At 41.2% G+C, this 24,733-nt stretch carries 20 protein-coding genes; 7 read left to right on the top strand and 13 right to left on the bottom strand.

Translation table 11 applies throughout. The annotated features are described in order from the left end of the window. Positions 1 to 50 precede the first annotated feature (50 nt). The 5 genes from AACZ87_RS08240 (at position 51) to AACZ87_RS08260 (ending at position 5,313) form a co-directional block, all read left to right on the top strand. Positions 51 to 719, top strand: a complete 669-nt coding sequence (locus AACZ87_RS08240) for a DUF1080 domain-containing protein (protein ID WP_339866326.1) — start codon at positions 51 to 53, stop codon at positions 717 to 719. Positions 720 to 924: 205 nt separating this feature from the next. After that, entirely contained in the window at positions 925 to 1,941 is a 1,017-nt protein-coding gene (locus AACZ87_RS08245; RefSeq protein WP_339866327.1) for a hypothetical protein, read from the top strand. A 120-nt stretch (positions 1,942 to 2,061) separates the two neighbouring features. Further along, positions 2,062 to 2,943, top strand: a complete 882-nt coding sequence (locus tag AACZ87_RS08250; protein WP_339866329.1) for a formate/nitrite transporter family protein — start codon at positions 2,062 to 2,064, stop codon at positions 2,941 to 2,943. 50 nt (positions 2,944 to 2,993) lie between these two features. Continuing rightward, the gene (locus AACZ87_RS08255; protein ID WP_339866331.1) at positions 2,994 to 4,148 is read left to right on the top strand and encodes a hypothetical protein; all 1,155 of its coding nucleotides are present in this window, start codon (positions 2,994 to 2,996) and stop codon (positions 4,146 to 4,148) included. Between the two features lie 4 nt (positions 4,149 to 4,152). Further along, entirely contained in the window at positions 4,153 to 5,313 is a 1,161-nt protein-coding gene (locus tag AACZ87_RS08260; protein WP_339866333.1) for a DUF4221 family protein, read from the top strand. A gap of 11 nt (positions 5,314 to 5,324) precedes the next feature. Here AACZ87_RS08260 and AACZ87_RS08265 read toward each other — a convergent pair whose 3' ends face one another. From AACZ87_RS08265 to AACZ87_RS08280, 4 genes are all read right to left on the bottom strand, one after another. After that, positions 5,325 to 6,500 (bottom strand): DUF4421 domain-containing protein, encoded by a 1,176-nt coding sequence (locus tag AACZ87_RS08265; protein ID WP_339866334.1) that lies wholly within the window; start codon positions 6,498 to 6,500, stop codon positions 5,325 to 5,327. Between the two features lie 102 nt (positions 6,501 to 6,602). Further along, complete coding sequence (locus AACZ87_RS08270; RefSeq protein WP_339866336.1) at positions 6,603 to 7,265, bottom strand: NAD-dependent epimerase/dehydratase family protein; 663 nt, start codon at positions 7,263 to 7,265, stop codon at positions 6,603 to 6,605. A gap of 197 nt (positions 7,266 to 7,462) precedes the next feature. Further along, complete coding sequence (locus tag AACZ87_RS08275; protein WP_339866338.1) at positions 7,463 to 8,245, bottom strand: NYN domain-containing protein; 783 nt, start codon at positions 8,243 to 8,245, stop codon at positions 7,463 to 7,465. Positions 8,246 to 9,264: 1,019 nt separating this feature from the next. Further along, complete coding sequence (locus AACZ87_RS08280) at positions 9,265 to 10,152, bottom strand: dienelactone hydrolase family protein (RefSeq protein WP_339866339.1); 888 nt, start codon at positions 10,150 to 10,152, stop codon at positions 9,265 to 9,267. Between the two features lie 323 nt (positions 10,153 to 10,475). Between AACZ87_RS08280 and AACZ87_RS08285 the strand changes: the two genes are divergently transcribed. Beyond that, positions 10,476 to 12,650 carry a radical SAM protein gene (locus AACZ87_RS08285; RefSeq protein ID WP_339866340.1) on the top strand — a complete coding sequence of 725 codons (2,175 nt, stop codon included), beginning with the start codon at positions 10,476 to 10,478 and terminating at the stop codon, positions 12,648 to 12,650. 696 nt (positions 12,651 to 13,346) lie between these two features. Here AACZ87_RS08285 and AACZ87_RS08290 read toward each other — a convergent pair. Beyond that, on the bottom strand, positions 13,347 to 15,869 hold the full coding sequence (locus AACZ87_RS08290) for a phospholipase C, phosphocholine-specific (RefSeq protein WP_339866342.1): 2,523 nt from the start codon (positions 15,867 to 15,869) through the stop codon (positions 13,347 to 13,349). A 171-nt stretch (positions 15,870 to 16,040) separates the two neighbouring features. Here AACZ87_RS08290 and AACZ87_RS08295 point away from each other — a divergent pair, with 171 nt between their 5' ends. Continuing rightward, positions 16,041 to 16,607, top strand: coding sequence for a Pycsar system effector family protein (locus AACZ87_RS08295; protein ID WP_339866344.1), 567 nt, complete (start codon positions 16,041 to 16,043; stop codon positions 16,605 to 16,607). 252 nt (positions 16,608 to 16,859) lie between these two features. Here AACZ87_RS08295 and AACZ87_RS08300 read toward each other — a convergent pair whose 3' ends face one another. The 8 genes from AACZ87_RS08300 to AACZ87_RS08335 form a co-directional block, all read right to left on the bottom strand. Beyond that, entirely contained in the window at positions 16,860 to 17,675 is an 816-nt protein-coding gene (locus tag AACZ87_RS08300) for an alpha/beta hydrolase-fold protein (RefSeq protein WP_339866345.1), read from the bottom strand. A gap of 36 nt (positions 17,676 to 17,711) precedes the next feature. Then, positions 17,712 to 18,293, bottom strand: coding sequence for a class I SAM-dependent methyltransferase (locus AACZ87_RS08305; protein ID WP_339866346.1), 582 nt, complete (start codon positions 18,291 to 18,293; stop codon positions 17,712 to 17,714). Between the two features lie 74 nt (positions 18,294 to 18,367). Next, on the bottom strand, positions 18,368 to 19,066 hold the full coding sequence (locus AACZ87_RS08310; protein ID WP_339866348.1) for an SIMPL domain-containing protein: 699 nt from the start codon (positions 19,064 to 19,066) through the stop codon (positions 18,368 to 18,370). Positions 19,067 to 19,226: 160 nt separating this feature from the next. Beyond that, positions 19,227 to 20,198 (bottom strand): kelch repeat-containing protein, encoded by a 972-nt coding sequence (locus tag AACZ87_RS08315; RefSeq protein WP_339866349.1) that lies wholly within the window; start codon positions 20,196 to 20,198, stop codon positions 19,227 to 19,229. 193 nt (positions 20,199 to 20,391) lie between these two features. Then, a complete protein-coding gene (locus AACZ87_RS08320; RefSeq protein ID WP_339866351.1) occupies positions 20,392 to 21,240 on the bottom strand; it encodes a prephenate dehydrogenase in 849 nt (282 codons plus the stop codon). Between the two features lie 111 nt (positions 21,241 to 21,351). Continuing rightward, positions 21,352 to 22,497, bottom strand: a complete 1,146-nt coding sequence (locus AACZ87_RS08325) for an aminotransferase class I/II-fold pyridoxal phosphate-dependent enzyme (RefSeq protein ID WP_339866352.1) — start codon at positions 22,495 to 22,497, stop codon at positions 21,352 to 21,354. A 163-nt stretch (positions 22,498 to 22,660) separates the two neighbouring features. Further along, positions 22,661 to 23,485 (bottom strand): prephenate dehydratase, encoded by an 825-nt coding sequence (locus AACZ87_RS08330; protein ID WP_339866354.1) that lies wholly within the window; start codon positions 23,483 to 23,485, stop codon positions 22,661 to 22,663. Positions 23,486 to 23,488: 3 nt separating this feature from the next. Further along, positions 23,489 to 24,730, bottom strand: a complete 1,242-nt coding sequence (locus AACZ87_RS08335) for a 3-phosphoshikimate 1-carboxyvinyltransferase (protein ID WP_339866355.1) — start codon at positions 24,728 to 24,730, stop codon at positions 23,489 to 23,491. Positions 24,731 to 24,733 lie beyond the last annotated feature (3 nt).

Here is a 24,733-nt window from a genome sequence, read left to right on the forward strand (position 1 = left end):
ATTCGTGGATTATTTTTAGCTTAAGGAATCTTTAACACTATCCCGAAATCATGAGAAGAACTAGTTTATTGCTACTTTTTGCCTTAGTCACTTTTTTCGCCCAAAGTCAAACGATCAATCTTTTTGATGGAAAAAGTCTGGACGGTTGGCATATGGATGTGCCAGATCTGGAAGCAGATAGTTCACTTAGAATCCCCTTTATTATTAGAGATGGGCTATTTGTTAGTTTAGGCACTCCCCAGGGGCATTTAATTACTGATGCTGAGTATGATAATTATACGCTCGAACTAGATTATCGCTTTGCTGGAGAGCCTGGGAATTGCGGAATTCTTGTCCATGCATCGACGCCACGAGCGCTTTACGAGATGTTTCCTAAGTCAATCGAAGTTCAGCTGATGCATTCAAACGCAGGAGATTTTTGGTGCATAGAGCAAAATATAGAAGTGGAGGATATGGAAGCTAGGCGAGGACCAAAGGAGAATTGGGGTATAAATGGCAAGAAACTGAGAAGGATAAAAAACCTCACAGACGATTCCGAAAATCCTCTGGGCGAGTGGAATCATATCAAAATCCGCTGCGATGGCGATAAGGTCACTGTCTGGCTAAATGGTGATTTGGTCAATGATGGCTTTAATGCCACCGCTTCCCGGGGTAGAATCGCTCTACAAGCCGAAGGAGCAGAGGTTGAGTTTAAAAATGTGATGTTGACAAAGCTTTAAAAGTTGTCATAACCTATTTCGGAAATACTACTTCACTATGCTTATAGGCATAGAATCAGTTGGTTACGTTTGATACGACTAGGTGAATAGTATTATTCCAATAATAAAGATTTGTAGCCTAGAAAGGTTAAATTAGATCGAGACAGCACAAATAGGCTCACTGAGTTTGTTTAGGTAGATTTTTTACGATTTAATTTCCCCAACAATGAAAAAGCTCTTACTCATTTTTTGCATTCTTTTTTGTTTTTCTACCTACGCACAGGAGCAGGAAAGACTGTTTGATTCAGAGGAAATTTTGGAGGTCAATATGAAATTTTCAATCAAAAGTCTAAGAAAAGACACCAATGATTCCACGTTCATAGATTCATTTTTGATCTATACAACTCCTGAAGGCACCCTTGATACATTGGAAGTAGGGCTCAGGGCAAGAGGGAATTTCAGGAAGGAGAATTGTTATTATCCACCTGTTAGGATGAGACTCAAAAAGAAGGAGGGAAAGGGTAACTTGTTTGATGGAAGTAGAAATTTGAAGGTGGTATTTCCATGCTCGTCTGGCAGAAATGCGGATTCATTTATAGTTAAGGAGTTTTTGTGCTATAGATTTTATGAGCAGGTGAGTCAGTATACTTTCCAAACGCGGATGATACGAATCAATTTTGTAAATGAAGACGATAAAAAGGGAGAAGCAGTCAATTTACTGGGTTTTCTGATAGAGGATGATGATAAGGTTGCGGATCGATTTGATGGAGAGATTTTAGAGAATAAGATGATTGCGGGGATGGTTTTGGAGGATTCTTCAGCTATTAGACATGATTTGTTTCAATTCATGATTGGCAATACTGATTGGTCGAGTTTGTATCAGCACAACATGAAAATCCTGAAATTGGATGCTAAAACTGTAGTGCCACTCGCATACGATTTTGATATGACGGGTATGGTAATGCCTCCTTATGCACAGGTTAGCAATCTAGTAGCTATTAAAAGCGTCAGTGAGCGCTTGTATAGAGGGTTTTGCAGAGAGGAAGAAATGATGCATTCAATACGCGGTGAGTTTTTAGCGAGGGAGGATTTGCTTTATGGGGAAATAGAGCGACAGGCATTTTTGTTGCCTCCAAGTGAGGTGAAATTCATGAATAAATACCTGAAGGAATTTTTTGAAATTCTAAAGAATGACAGGCGATTTGATTTTAATATTTTGTCCGCATGTAGAACCACTGAGTGATTTTAGGAGTTAAGGAGAAATTAGAGTTTAAGTCAGTTTATAGTTTACGGTTGATTTTTTGCTCAGAATATAGTGAGAATCCTAAATTGATACCTGACCAAATTTATAATCACCTCATAGATGGCTTGGAAAAAAGAGAAAACCGAGGAGCAACTGGCGGAAGATCAGCAGCGGGAAATTGACAAAGAGCTTCGCCAGTCAAAGTCGAAAAGTTCAGATTCTGCCAAAACCCATGGGGAAATCCTACGTGATCAGATCATCGATGCGCTGGAAACTTACGATAAAAGTTACCAAAGCTTGTTTACGAGTTCGCTCACGGCAGGATTGGAAATTGGCTTTAGTTACCTCATGCTTTGTACGCTTTACTTTTTCCTGATGGGGAAAGTGGAAGATTCCTCCCTGATCAAATTCATTTCTTTAGTATATCCTCTTGGGTTTATTTTGGTGGTATTGGGGCAAAGTATCCTGTTTACCGAGCAGACAGCTCTACTCACACTTCCTGTTTTGAATAAAAAACGTTCTGCTGGAAGTATGTTCAAGTTGTGGGGAGTGGTGATCGCCGGAAATCTGGTGGGAGGTTATTTGATGGCTGGAATACTACTCTGGCTAGGTCCGCATCTCGGTATTTTCAACAGGGAAGTGGTGGTCAATATCGCAACGCATGTTTTGCATGCCAAATTGCCAGTGATTTTCGTCAGTGCGATAGTGGCAGGTTGGTTGATGGGCTTACTTTCATGGCTGTTGGCTTCCTCACGAGATACGATTAGTAGAATAGTGATGATTTACATGATCACCGCCGTGATGGCTTTTACGGGACTGCATCACAGTATTATTGGCAGCGTGGAGGTATTTTCTGGGATGTTGAGTTCGCCTGATATTTCCGTCTTGGATTACTTGTCTTTCCAAAGTACAGCCTTGATCGGCAATGCTTTTGGGGGAGCGACATTCGTAGCTTTACTGAAGTATAGAGCCTTTGTTTTTAATATTTCAGCCAGAAGTTGAGTTAAGAATAATTAACCTAGACTCTCAGTTTTAGCTAATTATCTTCAGGGATGAAAAGACTTTTACTCCCGATAATTATCGTACTGTTATATTTTTCTTGTGATTCAAGAGAGAAGGCTGGTTCTCAACCAATAGCAGATTTTAGGTTTGAAATCGTTGATTCACTTCAGATAGATTACTTGGGTAACCTGAGGATATTAGATTACGAACCTGAAAGCAAAAGTTATTTGGCTAAAGGAAATCGTGATAAGGAATATATGATCTTAGATAGAGATGGGCTGACAAAATCAACGATTGAATTTCCATCTGATGGGCCTTACGCAATGTATGGACTTATAAACCCAATTGGACTGAGAGATGGAAAGATAGAACTTCAAGTCATGAATCAAGGTTTTTTTAGATACGACTTTAATGGAAATAGAATTTGGCAGTATAAGTTGCCTTTTGATTATTTCTATATCAATGGATTGTCTGGTGACGCAATTTATCCTTTGGGTGATGAGATTGCATTTATCCGCCCTGAACGTGCTGAAGTCGTTACAGACGAATCTTCGACAAGCATATTTGAAGGGATTTATGGTCAGCCAATTCTCCAAGTTATCGACACAGTTTCGAATAGTAGTCGGGAGACCATGCCTTTTCCTCCCAATTCATTCTTTAGCAATGGGGAATTCAATTATTGGATGTTTCCAACCGTCATTAGAACTGATACGGAATGGATTCTTTATTTCCGGAATGAAATGAAATTCTGGGTGTACACCGAAAAGGAGGGCGAGGTCAATTTCCAAAGAGAGGTGAGTCTCGAAGTGAATGATGCTGTCCAGCCTATTGGCGTTCCATTCGAACAAGAACAAGATTATAGAGAATTGACCAGGAATAATTTCCCAGGTACGATTCGGGAAATTTACAGATCAACCAACAGAACAATTGTAATTTACAACAAGGGAATTGCAGAGAGTTTGGCAAGCCAATATGATAGGGATGAATCTTCGGGACGGAGAGAATTGGAAAAATTGAAACAGTACTATGTCGCCGTATTTGACGATGAGTTTAACTTACTTCAAAATGATATTCCCGTTCCAAAAGGGCTAGTTTTTACTACTGTTTTGACCGAGGATGAAGAAGTTTTAGCGCTAAAGCATCCTGACTTTTTTGAGACTGAAGATGATTTTGTAACCTACTATAAACTGAAACTTTTAAATTAGGTGCATGAGAAAAAATCGTTTCATTTTATTTCTGCTTTTTGGAGGTCTGAGCTTATTGACGAGTTGCGGATCAGAGTCTGATAACATCACAACTCCTCAGGAATTGTTTTCTGATGGAAAACTGGTTTCCCTACCTATAGATAGTCAGACTTCGAATGTAAGCGCAGGTTTGGTCGCTTTTTCCACAGATAGAAATTGGCTCTTTAATGTCAATTATACCAATAATGAAGTCCAGCTTTATGATCTGGACTCAAAGACTCTTCAGAAGAGAATGGTCTTCGATGTAGAAGGGCCGGAAGGAGTAGATTATATTTCAGGAATCCACGTGCAAAGTTTAGATAGTATATTTCTTTTTGGGTATCCCATGTCCCATCTGAATCTGACTGACACAAGTGCAAAAATCAAAGCCAAGTATACTTATGAACCTCCACTCTCATATACGGGTGCATTTGTACACAATGCTTACTACAAATACACGCCTATTTTAAGAGGAAATAAGTTGCTGGTAAACACAAAATTTGAGGCTAATCCAAGAGAAGTTTTCGATGATACACTCGCCTCCAAAAGACTCAGCTATACGATTGACTTGAAGAGTTCAGAAGTAGAACTCCTGCCTATTACCTATCCAAAAGATTACAATCAATCAGGTCCAAAACTCTTAGAATTTAGCATGGCTACTGATGGAGAGAAATTGGTTTACTCCCTAGTTGCTGATCATCATTTATATGTTGCCGATTTGGAGGGAAATGGTATAAAAACTGTGAATGCAAAAAGCAAGTATATAGATCAAAGCTTTCCTAGTTTTAATGAAGCGACGGATCGTTTTAATACGATGAAATATGTGTACGCCTCAGATCGCTATGAGCGTATATTGTATGATGAGTACCGAGGAGTTTTTTACCGCTTTGTGCTTCCCAAAGTTGAAGTCGAAAATGAGGAAGAAATCACTCAACTCAGAAGGTTTCCACGGAAATTTGCGGTGATGATTCTGGATAAGGACTTGAATGTGTTGGGAGAAACGCTAATGCCTGAAAACACCTACTATCCAAATAATTCTTTTGTAAGCAAAGAGGGGCTTTTTATCTCCATTTCTCATCCTGACAACCCCGCAAACGAAGAAGACCTAATGAGCTTTGAAGTTTTTAAGCTAAAGGAGGTGGAGTAAGATCAGTTTCCTTATTGGGGAGAGATTTTATTCAAATTATTTCTTAAAGCATTTGGAGCGTTAAACCGGTAACCAACAGTAATCTGCGAAAATACCCTCCAGTCGGAATTAATCACCGAAGTGTTGGACTGTTTGTATTGTCGATTTTCGGTAGTAAAGATCAAACCAGCATAAAACCGCTCGCTGTTATATCCAGCAGCAGCTTGCAGATCATATCTGAAAACGCCATTGTTCTGTTTGGTTACTGCCTCATCACTGATGTTGCGGGTAGTTACTTTTGAGTTTAAAAAACCATAACCTGCAGATCCACCTGCAGAAAGGTAAAACTCCTTATTAATCACATAAGTGTAATAGTATCCGGCATTGGCAAGGATTTCAAAATTATTGGACTTTTGGGTAGAATTGGTGGCATTGAGTTTTTCTCGGTTGTCCACCAGATAGTATCGGTACTTTAAAGTTGGGATAAAACTTCCTGCACTTTTCAGTTGACGTTCGGTGCCTGTCATTAAAGCCTTTGTGGAGAAATTAGGATTAAAGCTATAGCCAGTGGTACCGTGGAAACTTCTGTAAAGCAAATCTGGAAATTGAATATACGGGTCCCCATCTTGCCAAGAGTTGTCGAAATCCTTGGTGTTGTCTAAGTAAAACCCTCTGATTTGACCATATCCAACAGTTTGAAACCAATGAGTGAAATTAAACCCAGTATTGAATCCAAAACCTTTGGTTTCACCTTTCAAATCATTGTCATCATTGCCTGAGATGAATTTGGGTATCAAGCTGAATCCAACTGATAAAAAGCGGTAGTTAAAATGGATTTTCAGCGCTGAAGATCCATTCGGATAAATCTGGTAATCTTGAGTTCCCTGATCCACAGAAAATCGCTCTGTGTCATTTACAAATGCTAGCTGAGTGATCAGGTAGTTATCCATTTTCTCAATAAAACCTCCAGGTAGAATTTCTCCTCCAGAAGTAGCTGTAGGAACTGTGTCTGCTAAATTGAAAGTTGAATTTTCAGTTGGGGAAAAGTTCGAAATTCCCGGTTTAAGCTGATTAGGCAGTATTCCTGAAATCTGTTTTGAGGTTAGGTCTTTCTCAGTAAACAATCTTTCTGAAGAGATCTGATCTTGGGCAAGAGCAGACGAACCTATCAATGTGAAGATTAGTGCTGGTAGTAGCTTTGCTTTCATACGGGAAAAAGTTAAGTCAATACTGAAGAGATATTGACTTAAAATTTACAGCATTTTTTTATAAAAAAAATCTATTTGCTGAGAGTTGCTCTAGGCCTAATTCTAGGTCAATTTATTTGCCGTCTCTGTTATCTCTTTTCCTTCCAGAATAAATTTGTCATATCCATTCAGGGTTAAATAGAGCATTGAGTCACCTACCTCAGCTAAGGTGTTGAATGCATTTGGTAAGAGTTTTCTTCCTATAGGATACATCCAGGAAAAGTATTTATACCAAGAAAGTACATGTTTGGCTCCTTCCATAGGCTTCATTGCTCCGGGACGGTAGGCGAAAACCTGCTTGAAGGGAAGCTTCTTCAGGTCATTCTCAGTTTTACCCTTCACTCTTGCCCAGTGACTTTTGCCCTTTTCAGTACTATCAGTTCCCTGCCCGGATACATAGGTGAAAGTCATCTGAGGATTAAGCTTCGCCAAAGTCTGCGCAAAGCTTAAGGTCAAATCGTAGGTGATTTTTTCATAGTCCTCTTTGCTGACTCCCACTGACGAAATTCCTGCACAGAAAAAACAGGCGTCAAACCCGCTCAGTTGATCTTCAATACCTCTCAAATCTGTAAAATCCTGATGTATTAACTCAAGCAATTTGGGATGCTGATGGCCATTCGGCTTGCGACTAATTGCCAAAATCTTTTCAACTTTTGGGTTGTCAAGGCAGCGTTGCATTACGCCTTCGCCAACCATTCCTGTAGTGCCTGTGATAATGATTTTCATATTTTATGGCTGTTCTTAATTATACCTGATAATGCAATAACTCTATGGCATTTGTCCGGTGTCCGGTGTGGCTTCACAGTAGAAGTTAACCATTTATTAGAAGTTCTATTTTTTCTAGTAAATGGAATCAAAGCACTAAATAAAATGCTTAACACTAGCATTCAAACTACATCCGTCACCCGACATCAGTCACCCAACTACTTCAACTTCACCAGTGGATAGTTCAGCCCATTCACCAGGTTCTTCACCAGCACGTATTTATCCAAGTTCTTGAATAACTCTGTGAGGTTGCGGAAGCCATAGGATCTAGGGTCAAAACTGGGGTCTATCTTTCTCAACGATGCCCCGATCTTGGCAATGTGGATTTCCTCTTCCTCGTCGGATGAGATTTCAAAAGCTTTATCAATGATGCTCAGATCAAGTTCTGCGGTTTCTTTTTCTGGAAGTTCCTTTTTGATTTCCTCATTCACTACCACGTTTTTTCTAGTGGTGCTAACTTGGGATTTATCCGCTTTCTTAGCCGTTGCTTTTGGTTTTTCTTCTGGCAAAAGATTCTCAGCATAGGTGAAAATCTCACAGGACTGCACAAACGCTTTTGGGGTGATCCTGCGACCGATTCCCATCACAAACATGCCCTCTTCCCGGATTCTTTTTGCCAAGCCTGTGTAGTCAGAATCCGAGGAAACAATGCAAAAACCGTCCACAGAGCCGCTGTGGAGTATGTCCATCGCATCGATGATCATGGAGCTGTCAGTAGAATTTTTGCCAGTGGTGTAGGAGAATTTTTGGATGGGACTGAAAGAATGTAGGTTGATCATTTCCTTCCAGCTATTCATATGTGGCGTGGTCCAGTCCCCGTAGATTCTCCGGATGGTGGCCTTGCCGTATTTGGATACTTCCTCCAGTATTTCTTTGATCAGTTTGGCTTGTGCATTATCCCCGTCAATCAGGACAGCGATGTTGAATTTGTTGTTGTTCATGTATAAAAATATAAGTTATTGTCCTTAAGGTAGCAATTAGTACGCCGAGGTGGGAAATTGGAAAGGAAACATTAGGAAAGAGAGGTGAGATTAGCAGTATTTTTCCTTGTCTTATGATTCCGGAAGGGTAGAGAGACTGTATTTGTGTTGTTCGCGATGACACGAATAACGGCGGAGCGATTGGGCCGTGGTTTGTAGCTCTTCCACTTAGCAATGGGATTGAACTACAGATTCTAGAAAAACATAAAGATATGAGTTACAAACTCACCTTGTCAAGCCCTTGGTCTATGCTTAGCTTAACGTTTATTGTATACGATAAGTGGGGGGGAGTCAATGCTATTCTTCGTTGATATTGAGTAATTCGGTTTAATTGGATTCATATCTTCCGATTTTACCCGTTATAAGTATTACTGTTCCACCTCCAATGAAACAACCCATAAGAAAGGCGCTCCAATCATGGTAAGGCAGGAAATAGATTGAAATGCCCATGGCTATAAGTACTAATCCTAAAATTCTTATTTTATTCATGCTGATTTGCGGTTAGAGCATAAGCCAAATTACAACATTTTTTAAATAGCGGGAGACTATTGCTGTTGTTCGGGATGACACGAACAACGGCGGAGCGATTGGGCTGTGTGTTGAACCTCTCCCGTCGTGGTCTGGGTCCCCACAGACCACTTTGCAATGGAGTTGAAAAACAGATTCTAGAAAAATTAAAAGATATAGTTACTAACTCATCTAATGGAAGGCGCGGTCCACGCAAAGAGCGGTTATTCTTTTACCATGGGTTGCACCCATGGTTATTAATGGTTTGACCTCCTTCGGGGTCATGCTTTTAGTTCTAATATCACAAGCATGACCACGGAGTGGTCCAACTTTTCAATAACCGCGGGTGCAACCCGTGGATACTCGCCTATTACCATATTCCGGCAATCCTGAAGGGTTGAACAATTTTGTTCTTGATTAAACAAAAAAAAGAGCGCCTTTCAGCACTCTTATTTAATATCTATTAGATTTCCTTACCCCAGCTTCTCCTTAAAAAACCCAATCGTTCTTTCCCAAGCCAATGTCGCCGCAGCTTCATCGTAGCGAGGCGTGGTGTTATTGTGGAATCCGTGGTTTACATCGGGATAGATGAAAGCCTTATTTTCCACATTATTTTCATTCAGGGCTTTTTCATACGCTGGCCAGCCGGCATTTACCCGCTCGTCCAGTCCTGCAAATTGTAGCATGAGTGGAGCTTTGATTTTTGCGGCTTCTTCTGCAGATGGTTGACCTCCATAAAAAGGAACAGAGGCATCCAGAGTTGGGATGCGAACTGCCATCATATTGGAGATCCAGCCTCCGAAGCAAAATCCTACCACGCCGATTTTGCCATTGCAGTCAGGGTGCGCTTTCAAATACTCATAAGCAGCGATAAAGTCCTCCAGCATTTCATCCCGATTTCTTTTGCTTTGCATCGCACGTCCTTCATCATCATTGCCTGGATATCCTCCCAGTGGGGTGAGCGCATCGGGAGCCAAAGAGATAAAACCCGCTACAGCTGTTCTTCTTCCCACATCTTCTATGTACGGATTCAGGCCTCGGTTTTCATGGACCACTACCACTCCAGGTACTTTACCTTTCATTCCGGCTGGAGTAGAAAGCAATCCTTTGATCTTGCCTCCTCCTTTTGGAGAATCGTAGGTGATGTAGTTTGATTCCAAGCGAGGATCATCTGCTTTGATGGTACGGGTGTCTTCATAATTTGGCATCATCGCACTCATAAGCGCGGCAACCGTTACGCCTCCTACGGCATAGGCAGAAAGTTTTTCTATGAATTGTCTTCGCTCAAGTTTGTTGTGTGCGTATGCATCGTATAGATCAAATACGCCTTGGTCTATGTCTTCTTTTCGTAATTCCTTCATTGTTATTGGTTTTGTGGGTTGTAGTGTAATTTACTGATTTGCATGAAGTAAATAAATTCATTCGTGTAATTCTTTAGACGATTTCAAGTACAAAGTACAAAGTATCAAGTACCAAGAACCAAGAGCCAAGAGCCAAGAATCGAGAATCAAGACGATAGACGTAAGACATTAGAAATTAGATATAGAAAACCCTTTAACCCTTCGACCATCCACCTTTCAACTTTTCAACCTTTCCACTTTCCCACCTTTCAGCCTTCAAACTTCATACTTTAGATTTCATACTATTCTTCCGAACTTGCACGCACAAATCTTTGACTATTCCCTTGGCTTCAAAAGTTCTATTCATCACCCCGCCTTTTACACAGCTAAATACACCTTATCCGGCTACGGCTTATCTGAAAGGCTATATGAATCAAATCGGGGTAGCATCCAATCAGGTTGATCTAGGAATAGAGGTGATTTTGCAGTTGTTTTCAAAGACAGGATTAGCCAAGATTTTTGCAGCGATTGAAGCTAATGAGGCGGATTTGTCGGACAATGCTGCACGTATTGTGCGATTGAAAGCTAATTACCTACAAACCATAGATCCTGTGATTGCTTTCCTACAGGATAGAAATCCTACGCTGGCTTATAGAATAGCTGAAGGAGATTACCTGCCTGAGGCAAGTCGCTTCGAGCAATTGGATGATCTGGAATGGGCTTTTGGTACACTTGGGATTCGGGATAAAGCCCGGTATTTCGCGACTCTTTATCTGGAAGATATCGGTGATTTGATCTCTGAGCAGATAGATCCTCATTTCGGCTTTAGCCGATATGCTGAGCGATTGGGGATGTCAGCCAATACTTTTGATGAGATGCAGGAAGCACTGAATCAACCTTCCGGTTTGATCGATGAGTTGCTTTGTGATTTATTGGAGCAAAAGATACAGCAGTACCAACCTACTTCTGTTGCCTTTTCAGTGCCATTTCCAGGAAATCTTTACGGGGCTTTCAAATGCGGTCAGTACCTGAAAAAGCATCATCCAAACTTGGTACTTTGGATGGGTGGAGGATATCCAAATACAGAATTGCGTTCACTCAAAGAACCTCGGGTTTTTGATTATATAGACTTTATCGTACTTGATGATGGAGAAGCACCGATTCGGCTGTTACTCGATCATCTGGATGGGAAGATACCGGTTGCTGAGCTAAAGCGAACCTTTACCCGAGTTGACGGTAAAGTGACTTTTTGTAATAATCACGCAGTAAAAGATGTGGCACAACGCGAAGTCGGTACGCCGGATTACAGCGATTTACTGATTCGGGATTACCTCTCTGTGATCGAAGTGGCAAACCCAATGCATAGACTTTGGTCGGATGGTCGTTGGAATAAGATGACACTGGCACATGGCTGCTACTGGGGAAAATGCACTTTTTGCGACGTGTCGCTGGATTACATCGGGAGATATGAGCCGATCACTGCATCGATTTTATGCGATCGCATCGAGGAGATCATCGCTCAGACTGGCGAAAATGGGTTTCATTTTGTGGATGAGGCAGCACCACCTGCGTTGATGCGGGATCTGGCAATTGAGATTCTTCGCAGAGAACTCTCTGTGGTTTGGTGGACGAATATCCGTTTCGAAAGTAGTTTTACCGCAGACCTCTGCCGACTTTTGAGAGCTTCTGGTTGTATTGCGGTTTCCGGCGGTTTGGAAGTCGCCTCTGATCGCTTGCTGGAAATGATCAAAAAGGGAGTGACAGTCTCTCAAGTCGCGCAAGTGACCAACCATTTCACCCAAGCAGGAATCATGGTTCATGCGTATTTGATGTATGGCTTTCCAACCCAAACTGCTCAGGAAACAATTGATTCCTTGGAAATGGTGCGTCAGCTAATTCAAGCGGGAGTGATCCAATCCGGTTTCTGGCATCGATTTGCTATGACTGCACATAGCCCAGTTGGACTGGATCCGAAGTCCTTTGGAGCAGTTAATCTCATGCCTGTGGAAGGTACTTTTGCAAATAATGATTTGCCTCATGATGATCCTACGGGAGCTGATCATGAGATCTTCAGCGAGGGCTTACGCAAATCACTTTTCAATTACATGCATGGAGTATGCTTCGATGTGCCGCTGCAGGATTGGTTTGAAGCCAAGGTGCCAAAGACCACGATTTCAAAGAATTACATAGCTCAAGAGATCAGTAACGAGCCAGCTCCAGAATATAAAGATCGGAACAGAATACTTTGGATTGGGGCGCAGCCTGAGCTGCAGGTTTTCGAGGAGGATGAGTTGTCTGAGTTGATTTTTTCAGGGAAAAAAGAAGACTTCGCTATGGAGCTACCGCTTGATTTGGGGATCTGGGTTACTGAACTTCTAAATACAGTGGGTTATAACCAAAAGCTAAATACTCTAAAGCCAATCCGGGAAAGCTATGAATCTCAATTTGGCGACTTTGAAGAGATGGTGGAATCAGAAGTCTGGGAAATCCTTAGAGAACACGGGTTGTTGGTGTTTTAAAAGCGTTGATTACTGATCGTGCCGTTGGCACTCTAGCAGTATCATTGGTCTTATTTCTTTAACCCAGAATTGCATTCTGGGCTTTTACATATCTTGCCTTTGGCAAGAGGCTTTTGTCAAAGTATTTATTTTGTACCAACGGTACAACCTGTAGTAGCCCCGAATACAGCGAAGCGAAATTCGGGGGAAGAATAAATGAAAGTCATCCAAGAGTGCCAACGGCACGATCTGTATTAACACCGCACACTATAAAGAAACTTTTCATTTTCCCAATTCGGGAAATGAATCTTGTCTCAAAACGGGATTTTTTTACTCATACAAGAGGTGAAAATCATTCTAACGCTTAAATAATTATTAGCACTTTGCTGAAAAGTAGTGCCTTTTTGGATTCAGTGATTGAAGTTCAGATTTGCCAAATCCCCCTTTTCTAAAGGGGCTAGGGGGGATTTGCAGAGAAAGTCTCAACTCATACCACACATTAGAGTCAACAACCTTCATTCATCCAACAAGCGAAAATTGCTATGGCACAACTTGTGAATTGTTACCATAGCAATCATTATAACCACTAAACTTTCCCAACATGAACAATCTTTTCAAAGGACTAATCGCAGGCTACGGAGCATATAAACTAGGTGGAGGTTGCCTAGGAACCATTTTGGTTTTTGTGATCATCTTTATGCTTTTGGGTCAGTGTAGTTAAATCACTTTTCCCATCTGCGGATCTGAAATACTGTCTTTCCCGGTTTCAAGCCTTCCTGCGTAAGTGATATCCAGTTTTGGATCTTCCTTAGCAGAAAGTGCGATTTGGTACCATCCTTTATGTTTTTTAGTGTCAAGTTTAAGGTTGGTCATTTCTCCAGCCTTAAGCTTGATTTCCTTATTCAGTTTGAGGTAAATGCCATCTTTTGCAAGCAAGGTGAGGCTAGCTGCTGATGTGTTTTTGATCTTAAATTCAATCTCCTCACTTACTTTTTTGTTTTTTAAAAGCGGTCTTGCACTCACTTCAACTGTTGAATTTTTGCCTTTAAATTCCCTGTAGAAACCATTTGGGCCATAGACTTTCAAATGAACTAACCCATTTTCGAATTCTTCTACAGGCCATTCATAGGAAATACTATCGCCTGACTTCACTGCAAAAGCCCATGTTTTGACTGGTTCGAAAGCCTTTGTCTCCGGATTTAAGTAGTTGCCGGGAGCATACACATTGAAGCCTGAGCCTAAAGCGTCTTTTCCAAATACTTCCTGCGAAGCTGTGAAAGTTATTACGAACTTATTTCCGTCGGAGCTTACTTTTCCATCTGCATGCAAATCATATTTTAATCCGTTGGAAGGCTTTGTGCCTTGTTCCTGAACTGCGAAAATTGATGAGTTTTCAACGTTAGCAGCTTCTTTCTTCGCTTCTTCTTCCGTTAACTTGATGAAGTTAGTAGGGACGTTTTTGAATTTAGCATTGTAAATCTGCTTCACGAATTCCTCCTGATTCACAGGCTCAGCATGCTTTATTTTCTCATCATTATAAGGACGGAAAGCAGAGGTCAAATCACCACTCACCGTTCTTCTCCAAGAGCTAATATTTGTTTCCTCGATTTTCTTCCCAGTTTTTTTAGAAAGGAAAGTCTCCAGAAATTGGATGGTAGAAGTAATGTCACAAACTTCAGAATTGACCCATCCACCTCGAGACCAAGGAGATGCAATGATAAGGGGCACTCTATACCCTAAACCGACGGGACTTGTTCGGGCTTCATCAGGTTTGAATCCAGCTTTTAGCTCCTCTTCAGCAAAAACAAATTCCCCGGCACTTGAAAGCCCATCAGACATTTTTCCATTTGGAGTTTGAGGATTTGGTGGGACAAAAGGAGGGATGTGATCAAAATACCCGTCGTTCTCATCGTAATTGATGATGAAAATGGTCTTTTTCCACACCTCTGGGTCTTCGGTCAAAATATTCATAACCTCTGAGGCGTACCATGCACCATACCAAGGCGCGCTTGGATGATCAGAGAACTTTTGCGGAGCTACAAGCCAAGTTACAGTAGGCAAAGTGCCCTCTTTGACATCCTTTCTGAATTGGTGAAAAATATCTCCTTTTGGAATCAAAGTTTCACGGTCTTCTCCATTTTCCTGGTAAGCAAGGGTTTCAGTTTGATGGTAATCTGGGTCTCCTGTATTAGTTTGGAAAGCCTTTCTATGAAGACTCTTCGCTTTGTATGAGAGTTTTTCGAACTCTTCAGCATTCCATTTTTGTAGGTAAACTTCCAGGTACGCCAAGCCATCTTCTTTCTCCTTCAATTCTTTTTGTAGCTCCTCTAAATTGGTCGGGTTGCTGGCCAGTTTTACTTTGACTTCCGCTATTTCAGCGGGAAGAGCCTTTTGTCTTTTCTGTAGGAACAGGTAATGCTCTGGGTGAAAGCGTACTCCGAATTGTGAGAACCACTCCAGATTATTATCAGTGAAATTTGCCAAAAGCGATTCTGCTTCGCCTTCTAGTTCGGTCGTGAGACTGATTTCATTTTGATATACTTTCCATGAGATATCGTTTTCCTCCAGCAATTCCGGAAAAGTTCTCCAAGTCCCTTCTTTGCCGTAAGTCAGTTCGCCATTTCGGACTTTGGCTTTATCTCCTTCAGAACCATGCGTTTTTCCAGTCCAGAAATAGCTTCTATTTGTTGTCGTACCAGTCAGTGCTGCGCAAAAGTGTTGATCACAAACGGTGAATGCATCTGCAAGCGCATAATAGAAAGGCAAATCTTCTCGACTATAGAAACCCATAGTCAGTGGGATATTATAATGTTTTTTACCAGGTCTTTTAGCCTCTATCCAATTGTTATATTTTCCGTCATTTCTGGCATCCACTTGATTTTCCCAAGAATGTGGCGTGCCGCCCATCCAGGTAGCATTTGTGTCTTTGATGTCAAAGCGAAAAGGGGCAAAGCGATTTCCTTCTTTATCCGGCTGAAGCCAAACTGGATTTTTGTCTGGAAGAGAGATGGCTCTAGGATCATTGAAACCTCTAACACCCTTCATGGTGCCAAAGCAATGGTCAAAAGATCTGTTTTCCTGCATCAGCATCACTACATGCTCCGCATCATAAAAAGTTGTTCCCGGCGCTGCTTGAATAGCCATCGCGCGTTGCACAGCCATTGGCATGGAGCTCCAAATGCTTGCTCCACCGGTAACCAAGGCTGCTTTCTTTAAAAATTCTCTTCTTGAATCGTTCATTACTTATTGATTTAAAGGATAAGTATAGGGACTTTTTGCATTTCGGATAAGTAATCAATGATTTCCTTTTTGTTATGAATTTGAGAGGAAATAGCTAATTTATACTCTCTCAGAGACTTACCTCGGGTCGATAATTTATTTTGTAAATTCAGTTTGAATAATTTTATGGAAATGGAAGAAGTTTTGGAGCCAAAAAAAGATAAAACAGAAAGAGCAACTCAGACTTTTTTTCGTGTGACTTTCATGAATAATTGTAACCTGCTTCAGATCGCAGACAATAAAGCCAATATTGTGATCAGCATCAATGCGCTGGTGATTTCTTCTGTGGTTGCGATTATTGGCTATGGTACGTTATCCCATCAATTTGATTACGAAAGGACAGTTACCTTGATACCAATTATGGTTTTGATTACTACTTGCTTGGTGTCTACTATCCTGGCAGTGCAGGCAGCTAGACCCAAATTTCTGGGTAGGAGAAAAAATAATGAAGAGGAAGTGAAGTCTAGTATGATGTTTTTTGGAGTTAGCTCCAACTTTACCCTTCAAGAATACCTCACAGAACTGGACGAAATCTTGCCATCCAAAAAACAAGTTCAAGAGCAGATGGCTATTTCCCTTTACTATCAAGGCAAGGTCTTAAATAGAAAATATAAGCTTTTGGCACATGCTTACACTGTTTTTATCATTGGTTTGGCTATAGGAGTAGTCACATTTTTCATTTACTTAATAGCTCTATAGCCTTATCCCAAGCGTACCTCATACAATTGAACGGCGTTCTTGTTTTTTATTCAGGACAACTGAAAGGATGGTACTTTTCGCTGATAATAGATTCAATCCCAAAGAAGTCGTTCAATACAGATTCAGCGTTGCAAAACGCTACTTCTAGCCAAGTTTGGTCATTGGAATAAGTATTCCCAATAATGAACCTGTCAATGCCATTGGCTACTAATCAATGTACAGTGATTCAAGATGTTTTATTGTTTACTTTAATTACTTGCGGGAAAATTTTTCAAACGCATGATAAACTGCCAAATGAAGAGCGTCACCGTGATCTTGTTTTTCTAAAAATTCAAAGAAAATCGCATCGTTTTCCTGTACTGAGTTTTGGAGTTTTTCAGCAAGTGATTTTGCGGTTCGCTCCATGACTTCTCCCTCTTTGCCTACAGCTATAAAAATAGATGGAGAGTTATTTGCAAAGTGGATCTCACGCTGAAGAAATGATTCATCATCCCACCAAAGACTTGGGCTTACGATGACGTAATTGGTAAATGAATTGGGTTTTTGAAATAGTACTTCACTAGCCAGCAAGCCTCCAAGTGATTGTCCAATCAGTGTTTTGGAAGGATGGTTTGAGTATTTTTCTGAGATGAATGGTTGCAGTTCATCCAATAGAAATTGGATAAACTTCTGCGATTGACCACTGGAAGGGATATCTATTTTGTCCTTCTTATTAGTAGTAGGAAAAGTAAAATCCCTTTGTCGATCTACGTTTACTATTCCTACGACGATTGACTCAGGAATCATTTGTATCCATGGGAAACTTGCAAACTGAGCCAGACCGGTGATGTGCAGGAAATCTTCATCCATTCCACCATCCAACAAATAGATCACTGGAAATTTATCGGCAGAATCTTTATGATAACTTGGAGGCAAGTAAATGTTTAATGCCCGGTTCTCATTCAGTGCTTCCGAAAATATTTCTACATTTACCCCAATCACCAAAGGTTCTCTTGTGATAGTTGAAGTCTGCGCAAATGCAGTTATCGAAAATTGTAGAAGAACGAACGCGATAGTAAGGAATTTCATAAAAGGGTGTTTGCCTTTGAGCAATGAAAAAGGGAACTACTTCAATTTTGTCATCAAAATAATTCCTGTAGACCAATTCATTTTCGTCAAAGAAAAGTTCTTTTTCCCTTCCAAAGTTTCGACTAATTGATTGGCTTTTTCTGCATGTCCTTCCGGCCAATTCGGCTGCTCATCCATATCATCGATTACATAGATTCCACCTACTTTCAGCAAGTTGAGAACTTCGTCCAACACACTATATTTTCCTGGCCAGGCATCGGCGAAAATCAAGTCAAATTTTTCTCCAGTATAATTCCGGATCCATTCGGCTCCATCTTGGCAAAGTATATTGACTCTGGTATCAAGATCAAACAATTGGCCCACTATTTCTGTCAGTTTCGGGTCATTATCGATAGAAATAATATTTCCACAATCATCCATCCCCTCTACCATCCAGGAAAGTGAAAGGCCGATTCCGGTACCCAATTCAAGAAAATCACCGCAGGGCTTGCTGGCTACTAAAGTTTTTAGAAGGGTGCCAACGTAAATATCTGAAGGCATTGTAAATCCAATTTGCTCACACTTGGAAACTATTCTATCATGGATTACCGGTTTGATTTTGATGTCTGAATCAATCATTGCTTAAAAATTTGATGAGTTAAAAATGTTGGTTTAAAAAAGATACGAACTAGTCCGCCTAAGCGGACTAGTTATCAATAAGTATATTTTACGTAAACACGCTTTTGAATGCTTTGGTCATCTGGATTTAGCATTGGTGGCGCGGCTGCGTCTGCGCTAGTTCGCATCATTTCCATTTTTGCATAGCCATAGGAGATAGGCTGAGACTCTAGTGAAACTCTATGTACTCGAATAGATTTAATCCCTAATGTTTGTGCGATTAGTTGTGCACGGCTTTCAGCATTTTTCAATGCCTCAGTAAGCAGAGCATCCTCAAGAGACTTTTTTGTAGCTTCGGAAATCTGGAAATTCAAATTGAAACTCATGTCTCCAGCTCCTTGAATAGATTCTACAATTTTTTGTAAATCCTCATTTTTACTGGATGTAATGATTCGTAATGACTGCCTCGCTACATAGCCGGAATCGCGTTGAACACCACTTCTATAGATTCGATTTACATCCACGGAATAGTTGTCTGCAATCAATTTGTAATCTTTGATTTTTGCTTTTTTCAAAGCGTCTGCCAGCAATTCAGTTTTTTTATTTAGCACTTTCACTGCATCTACCACTTTCATTGCTTTTTCTTCCAAATTGATGTGGAAGGCAGCCTCGTCAGGTGCAATCTTACGCTCACTAAAGCCCTCCACTTCAATCAGAGGAACGGTCATGTTGTCTTGCGCAAAAACGGGTACTGCTAATAGTAGTGCAAGTACGATAGTTAAATAATTTTTCATTTGTGTGTTTGGTTTAGTTCTGCTGCTACTTATTCAAAATCGAAGCCAGCTTTAAAAATAACTAGTTCTGTTAAGACAAATTAAGGGAGCAGAGCTTAAAATTCAGCGCTAACTAGTCTGATCTCAAATTATAAATCGGTAGTCAACAAGCAAAGATTCCTTATTTCCAGTCCAGTACTTCCATGGTGTTCAGCTCTGGGCCTCCGCCTCGTTTGGCACTTCCAGCTGCCACATAGAGCTTGCCTTTGTAGTAAATCACTCCCGTTCCATGTCTCCCTTGATTCAGGTCAGGAAGGCTTGACCATTCGCCAGTTCGAGTATCGAGAACTTCAACCTCGGCATGAGATGATTCTTGAACTGTGCTTTCACCATTCATCACCAGTAAATATTTTCCATTTCCAATGGATGAAGTACCTCCTCTTGGGGTAGGCAAACCTGCTTCTACTGTGCTCCAGGAATTAGTTTTGAAGTCAAAGAAATCTACTTCAGGAATCACTAAATCCAACACTTTTCCTATTTCTGCATGAGAAGTTCTTCCTCCTGCAGCATATACTTTATCTTCGACAAGTACAGCCCCAAAGTGATCTCTTGGTCTTGGTGCATCCGGAAGAACTGTCCATTGGCCTGTTTTGGTATCATACTCGTCAAACCACGGAACAAAGTCGGCATAGTGTCCATCGACGATTCCACATACAAGGTAGATTTTATCACCACGAACTGTTACTCCTACTGAGCCTCTTCTTCTATCTTTAGGGATTTCGGCTCCTTCTCGCCATTCATTTGTTTTAGGATTGAAAATCAGAAAATGAGTTAATGGGGTTTCGTGTGGATAGCCTCCGGTCAATGCGCCGATCACATAGATTTCGTTTTTATACGAAATAGCCTGGAAATGATGGAATTCGATTGGAGCCATTGCCAGTGTCTTCCACATGTTAGTCTTAGGATCGTATTCTTCGATCGGTTTGACGCCTCTTCCGCCTAGAAGGTAGAATTTACCATTGCATTCCACGAACGAGTTTTCATGCCTAGGAAGGGGGTAGTTGAGGGTTTCTACGGCCGTCCATTGATCAGCAGATTGTGAGAATCCAGCAAAAGCTATTAATAGAAATGCTAAACTGAAAAAGTACTTCATAGGGATAGAATTCTGATTTGGTTAGAATAAAAATAGGGATTTTTGAGTTGGGAATGCAATTAGAATTTAATCTGATCTTGGATCCTTTCTAGTTATATTTATGAATTTAAGAAAAACAAAAGCGCCATCTGCATATCTTAACAAATGGCGCTTTTACAATTCAGAAATCATATCGATGAAACTCGAAATCACTTCATTTTTCCAAATCCAGAATATCCCTGATTTTATTGATTTCAGTCATTTCATCAGATAGTCCAATGCTATCACTGGCGGCAATTTTCTCACGGAAAGCAGTCAAATTGGAAATATAACCATCCAAGGCAGATAAGATGTTGTCCTTATTTTCAGTGAAAATAGGAGCCCACATCGCTGGACTTGATTTCGCCAGTCGTACAGTAGAGGAAAAGCCTGAGCCTGCCATATCGAAGATGTTTTTCTCGTCTTCCATTTTCTGTAATACTGTTTTGCCCAGCATAAAGGAAGAAATATGCGAAAGATGAGATACAAAAGCCAAATGGCGATCGTGCTCCTCCGGATCCATAAATCTCAATTTCAGATTCAGTGCATCAAATAGCTCATAGGCTTTCTCCTTCAGACTAAGATCCGTTTGTTCCAACTCACAGATGATCATTACTTTGCGGTCTAGCAAATCCCCAAAAGCTGCTTTTGGCCCCGAATATTCAGTTCCTGCAATCGGGTGAGCCGCGAGATAGTGTTTTCTTTTAGGGTGATCAGCCACCAAAGCACATAGTTTGGCTTTCGTAGAACCCACATCAAAAACCAAGGTGTTTTCACCTGCTTGATCAAGCGTTTTTAGAAGAAGTTCATTCAGTGTGTCGGCAGGAGTTGCCAATATTACAATATCTGTATCTGCATCAGGAGCATCTTTTGCTTCTTGGATGATCCCCAGATTCAACGCATCCTGCAAATTCTTCTCGTCAGCATCCGATCCAGTGATCGAAATGTCTGGAAACTTTTTGGCTGCTGCCAAGCCGAAAGAGCCTCCCAGAAGTCCTAAGCCTATAATATGTATTTTTTTCATAGTTAGTAGTTTAGATTAATCTTTGCTTTTCTTCAAAAAAAAGATGAAAGCATCATAGGATTCGTTCAACACCAGCAAATTCGTGTCTTCGGTCATCCGTCATCGGTCAATTTATTTAATCCTGTTTATTGCCTCCAAGATCTTGAACTCAGGTATGCAGAGCGAGAAGCGTACATAGCTTTCGCCGGCAGAACCAAAGATTTTTCCAGGCGTGATAAATATATTTTTCTCGTATAGTAATTCATCCACAATTTGATCGGCAGTTTTTCCCTCAGGCACTTGGCACCAGACGAATAGACCTGCTGCTTTGGTGTCATAAGTCAGGTTAAGCTTGTCTGCAAGTTTCCAGACTAGTTTTCTGCGGCTTTGATAAGTGCTTTCAATATCCGAAAACCAACTGTCTCCTAAATTCAGTGCTGCTATTGCGCCCTTCTGAATTCCCAAAAACATCCCGGAGTCCATATTGCTTTTCACCTTCAGAACTTTTGCTATCCAGTCTTCCCGACCTGCAAGCATTCCAACTCGCCAGCCTGGCATATTGAAAGCCTTACTAAGTGAATTCAATTCCATGGCAACCTCTTTGGCACCTGGAATTGATAAAATACTCATCGGCTCTTTCGTCAGAATATGGCTGTAAGGGTTGTCATGAAGTAAGACAATTTCATGCTTTTTGGCAAAGGCTACCAATTCCTGCAAAATCTCCCGGCTTCCCGCAGCTCCGGTAGGCATGTGCGGATAGTTAATCCACATGAGTTTCACTTTACTCAAATCCTGACTTTCCAATTCTTCCAGATTCGGTCTTCCCGATTTAGTCAGGTCAATTCCGTAATAAAGAGGTTTTGCACCCAGCAAATTGGTAACTGAGGTGTAAGTGGGATAGCCAGGATTAGGGATCAAAACCTCGTCTCCCGGATTCAAAAAAGTCATACTCAGATGCATGATTCCTTCCTTGGAGCCCATCATCGGTAAAATCTCCCTATTCGGATCTAGGCTGACTCCGTATTCTCTTGCGTAGAAATTAGCGATGGAAGATCTCAGTTCCGGAATGCCTTGGTAGCTCTGGTACCCATGTGCCTGTGGATTGTCCGAGGTGCTTTTCAGTGCATCTGTCACTTTTTTATCTGGAGCCAAATCCGGACTTCCAATCCCAAGATTAATGACAGGTTTTCCTTCGGCAATCATCTGATTTACCTCTCGGAGTTTGGCTGAAAAGTAATACTCTTCTACACTGTTGACTCGATCTGCAAAGCCTTTCATTTATCTATTCTTATTTTATTTATTTCTGTTTTTGTATCTGTAAAGAGACTAAAGCATTCTAGGATTTGTTTAAGACTGCCATTTGGGCTACTTCGGTCATCCGTCTTTGGTCTTCGGACGGGGTGAGTAAAGTGTGTTTGGGTGATAGTACCAATGCGGATAATTATTTCCTGCTAAGGTATTCTCCAAAAATTTTCACTTCTCCAAAGCTAGCTCGAATTTCTTCAATTGTCTGTGTGAATATGGCATGATCATCAAAGACCAAGTCTATGAAAAATGCATATTCCCAAGGTTTTTCGATCACTGGAATTGACTGGATTTTGCTCAGATCTATTCCGTTTTCAGAAATCAAAGTCAGCAACTTCGCTAATCCACCTTTTTGATTTTGAATGGTGACTTTAATCGATGCTTTATTAACCTCAGTGGATGGTTTTACTGATTCTTTCTGAAGAATGATAAAACGGGTAAAATTGCTTTTCACCGTCTGAATATCCGGAGCGATGATCTCCATTCCATAGATCTCGGCTGCGATGCTGGATGCAATTGCGGCTATTCCCTTCCAGTTTCCGGCTGCGATATCTCTTGCCACAGAAGCAGTGTCTGTATCTTCTTTGAGCTTGATATGTGGGTGCTGCGCAAAAAAAGCTTTGCACTGCAAAAGTGCCATAGGATGTGATCGGACTTCTGAAATATCCTTGATAGTCTGGCCTGGAAGAGCCATGAATTGATGTCCAATAGGAAGGTAATATTCATCGCGAATGCTCAGGCCGTAACGATCTATTAGATCGTAATTTGGCAAAATCGCTCCAGCTATGGAGTTTTCGATGGCCATCACTGCAAAGTCAGCTTCACCATTTGCCACAGCTCTTGCTACCGGTTCGAAGGTGGTGAAATCTAGGATTTCTATTTCCTCACCAAAATTACGCAAGGCAACTTGATGGTGAAAGGAGCCCGGAACTCCCTGAATGGCTATTTTAAGCGTGCTCATAGATTAAGATTGACTGACGATAGAAATGCCGGCTAACTGACAGTGTTTCCAGAAGCTTGGATAAGATTTGTCCACTACGGAAGGATCTTCTATACTTACCCGCGTTTTGGTGATCAAAGGCATAAAAGCCATAGCCATTCTATGGTCATCATAGGTGTGGATTTTTACTTCAGCAGGCATGGTCACTGAAGGAATCACCTGATACACTTCCGGTTCGATTTCCTTCAAGTCAGCATTGAACTTAGCCAATTCTTGCTGCAGCGCATAAATCCGGTCTGTTTCCTTGATTTTCAAACTTTCCAAGCCGGTGAAGGTCGCGTTTTGACCCAAAATGGCACAGGTCACTGCGATAGTCTGAGCTAAGTCTGGGCAATGAGTAAAATCCCAGTGCTTTAATCCTTTCACAGGCTGTTTTTCCAGTAAAACGCCACCATCTTTAAAAGTGCTCTTTATTCCCAATTGTCCCATGATTTCTACCACAGCGGAATCTCCCTGAAGACTGTTTTCTTTCAAACCAGAAAGGAAAAGCTCCCCGGAATCGGCGCAGGCCAATAAGCTAAACCAGTATCCGGCGCCTGACCAGTCGCTTTCTACTGCGAATGTAGTGGGCTGGTAAGCCTGATGAGTAACAGAGATTTTGTTGTCTTTCCATTCGTAGTTGATTCCAAACTGAGACATGGAATCCAACGTCATTTCTATATAGGAGCGAGAACCAACCTTTCCTTCCAATTCCAGTTCCAGCCCGTTCGGCAACAAAGGCGCGATCATGAGCATCGCAGAAATATATTGGCTGGAAACATCTCCCCGAATTTTTACTTTATCGCTTTTCTGCTCCGAAAGTCCATGAATCGCCATAGGAGGATAGCCTTCTACTCCCAGGTAATGGATTTCCGCTCCCACAGTTCTCAATGCATCCACCAAAATACCGATTGGACGCTCACACATTCGCGGAGTACCGGTCAAGACTTTGTTTTGATTGGTGATGGCAGCATAAGCTGTCAAAAATCGCATTGTAGTCCCAGCGTCCAATACATCAAAAACCGGAGGATTCTTTTCCAGCAGACTGATCATCGTCTGTGTGTCGCGGGCTTCAGCCAGGTTGCTTAAGTGATTCTTTCCTTCGGTAAGCGCGTCGATGATAAGCACGCGATTGGATTCGCTTTTGGAAGAAGGAAGTGGAATATGTGTAGACGAAAAATCTGATATTTGGGCCAGATGAATCGTTTCTTTGGTTTCAGTAGTCAAAAT

It is taken from the genome of uncultured Algoriphagus sp. (genome assembly GCF_963974365.1).
GTDB lineage: Bacteria > Bacteroidota > Bacteroidia > Cytophagales > Cyclobacteriaceae > Algoriphagus.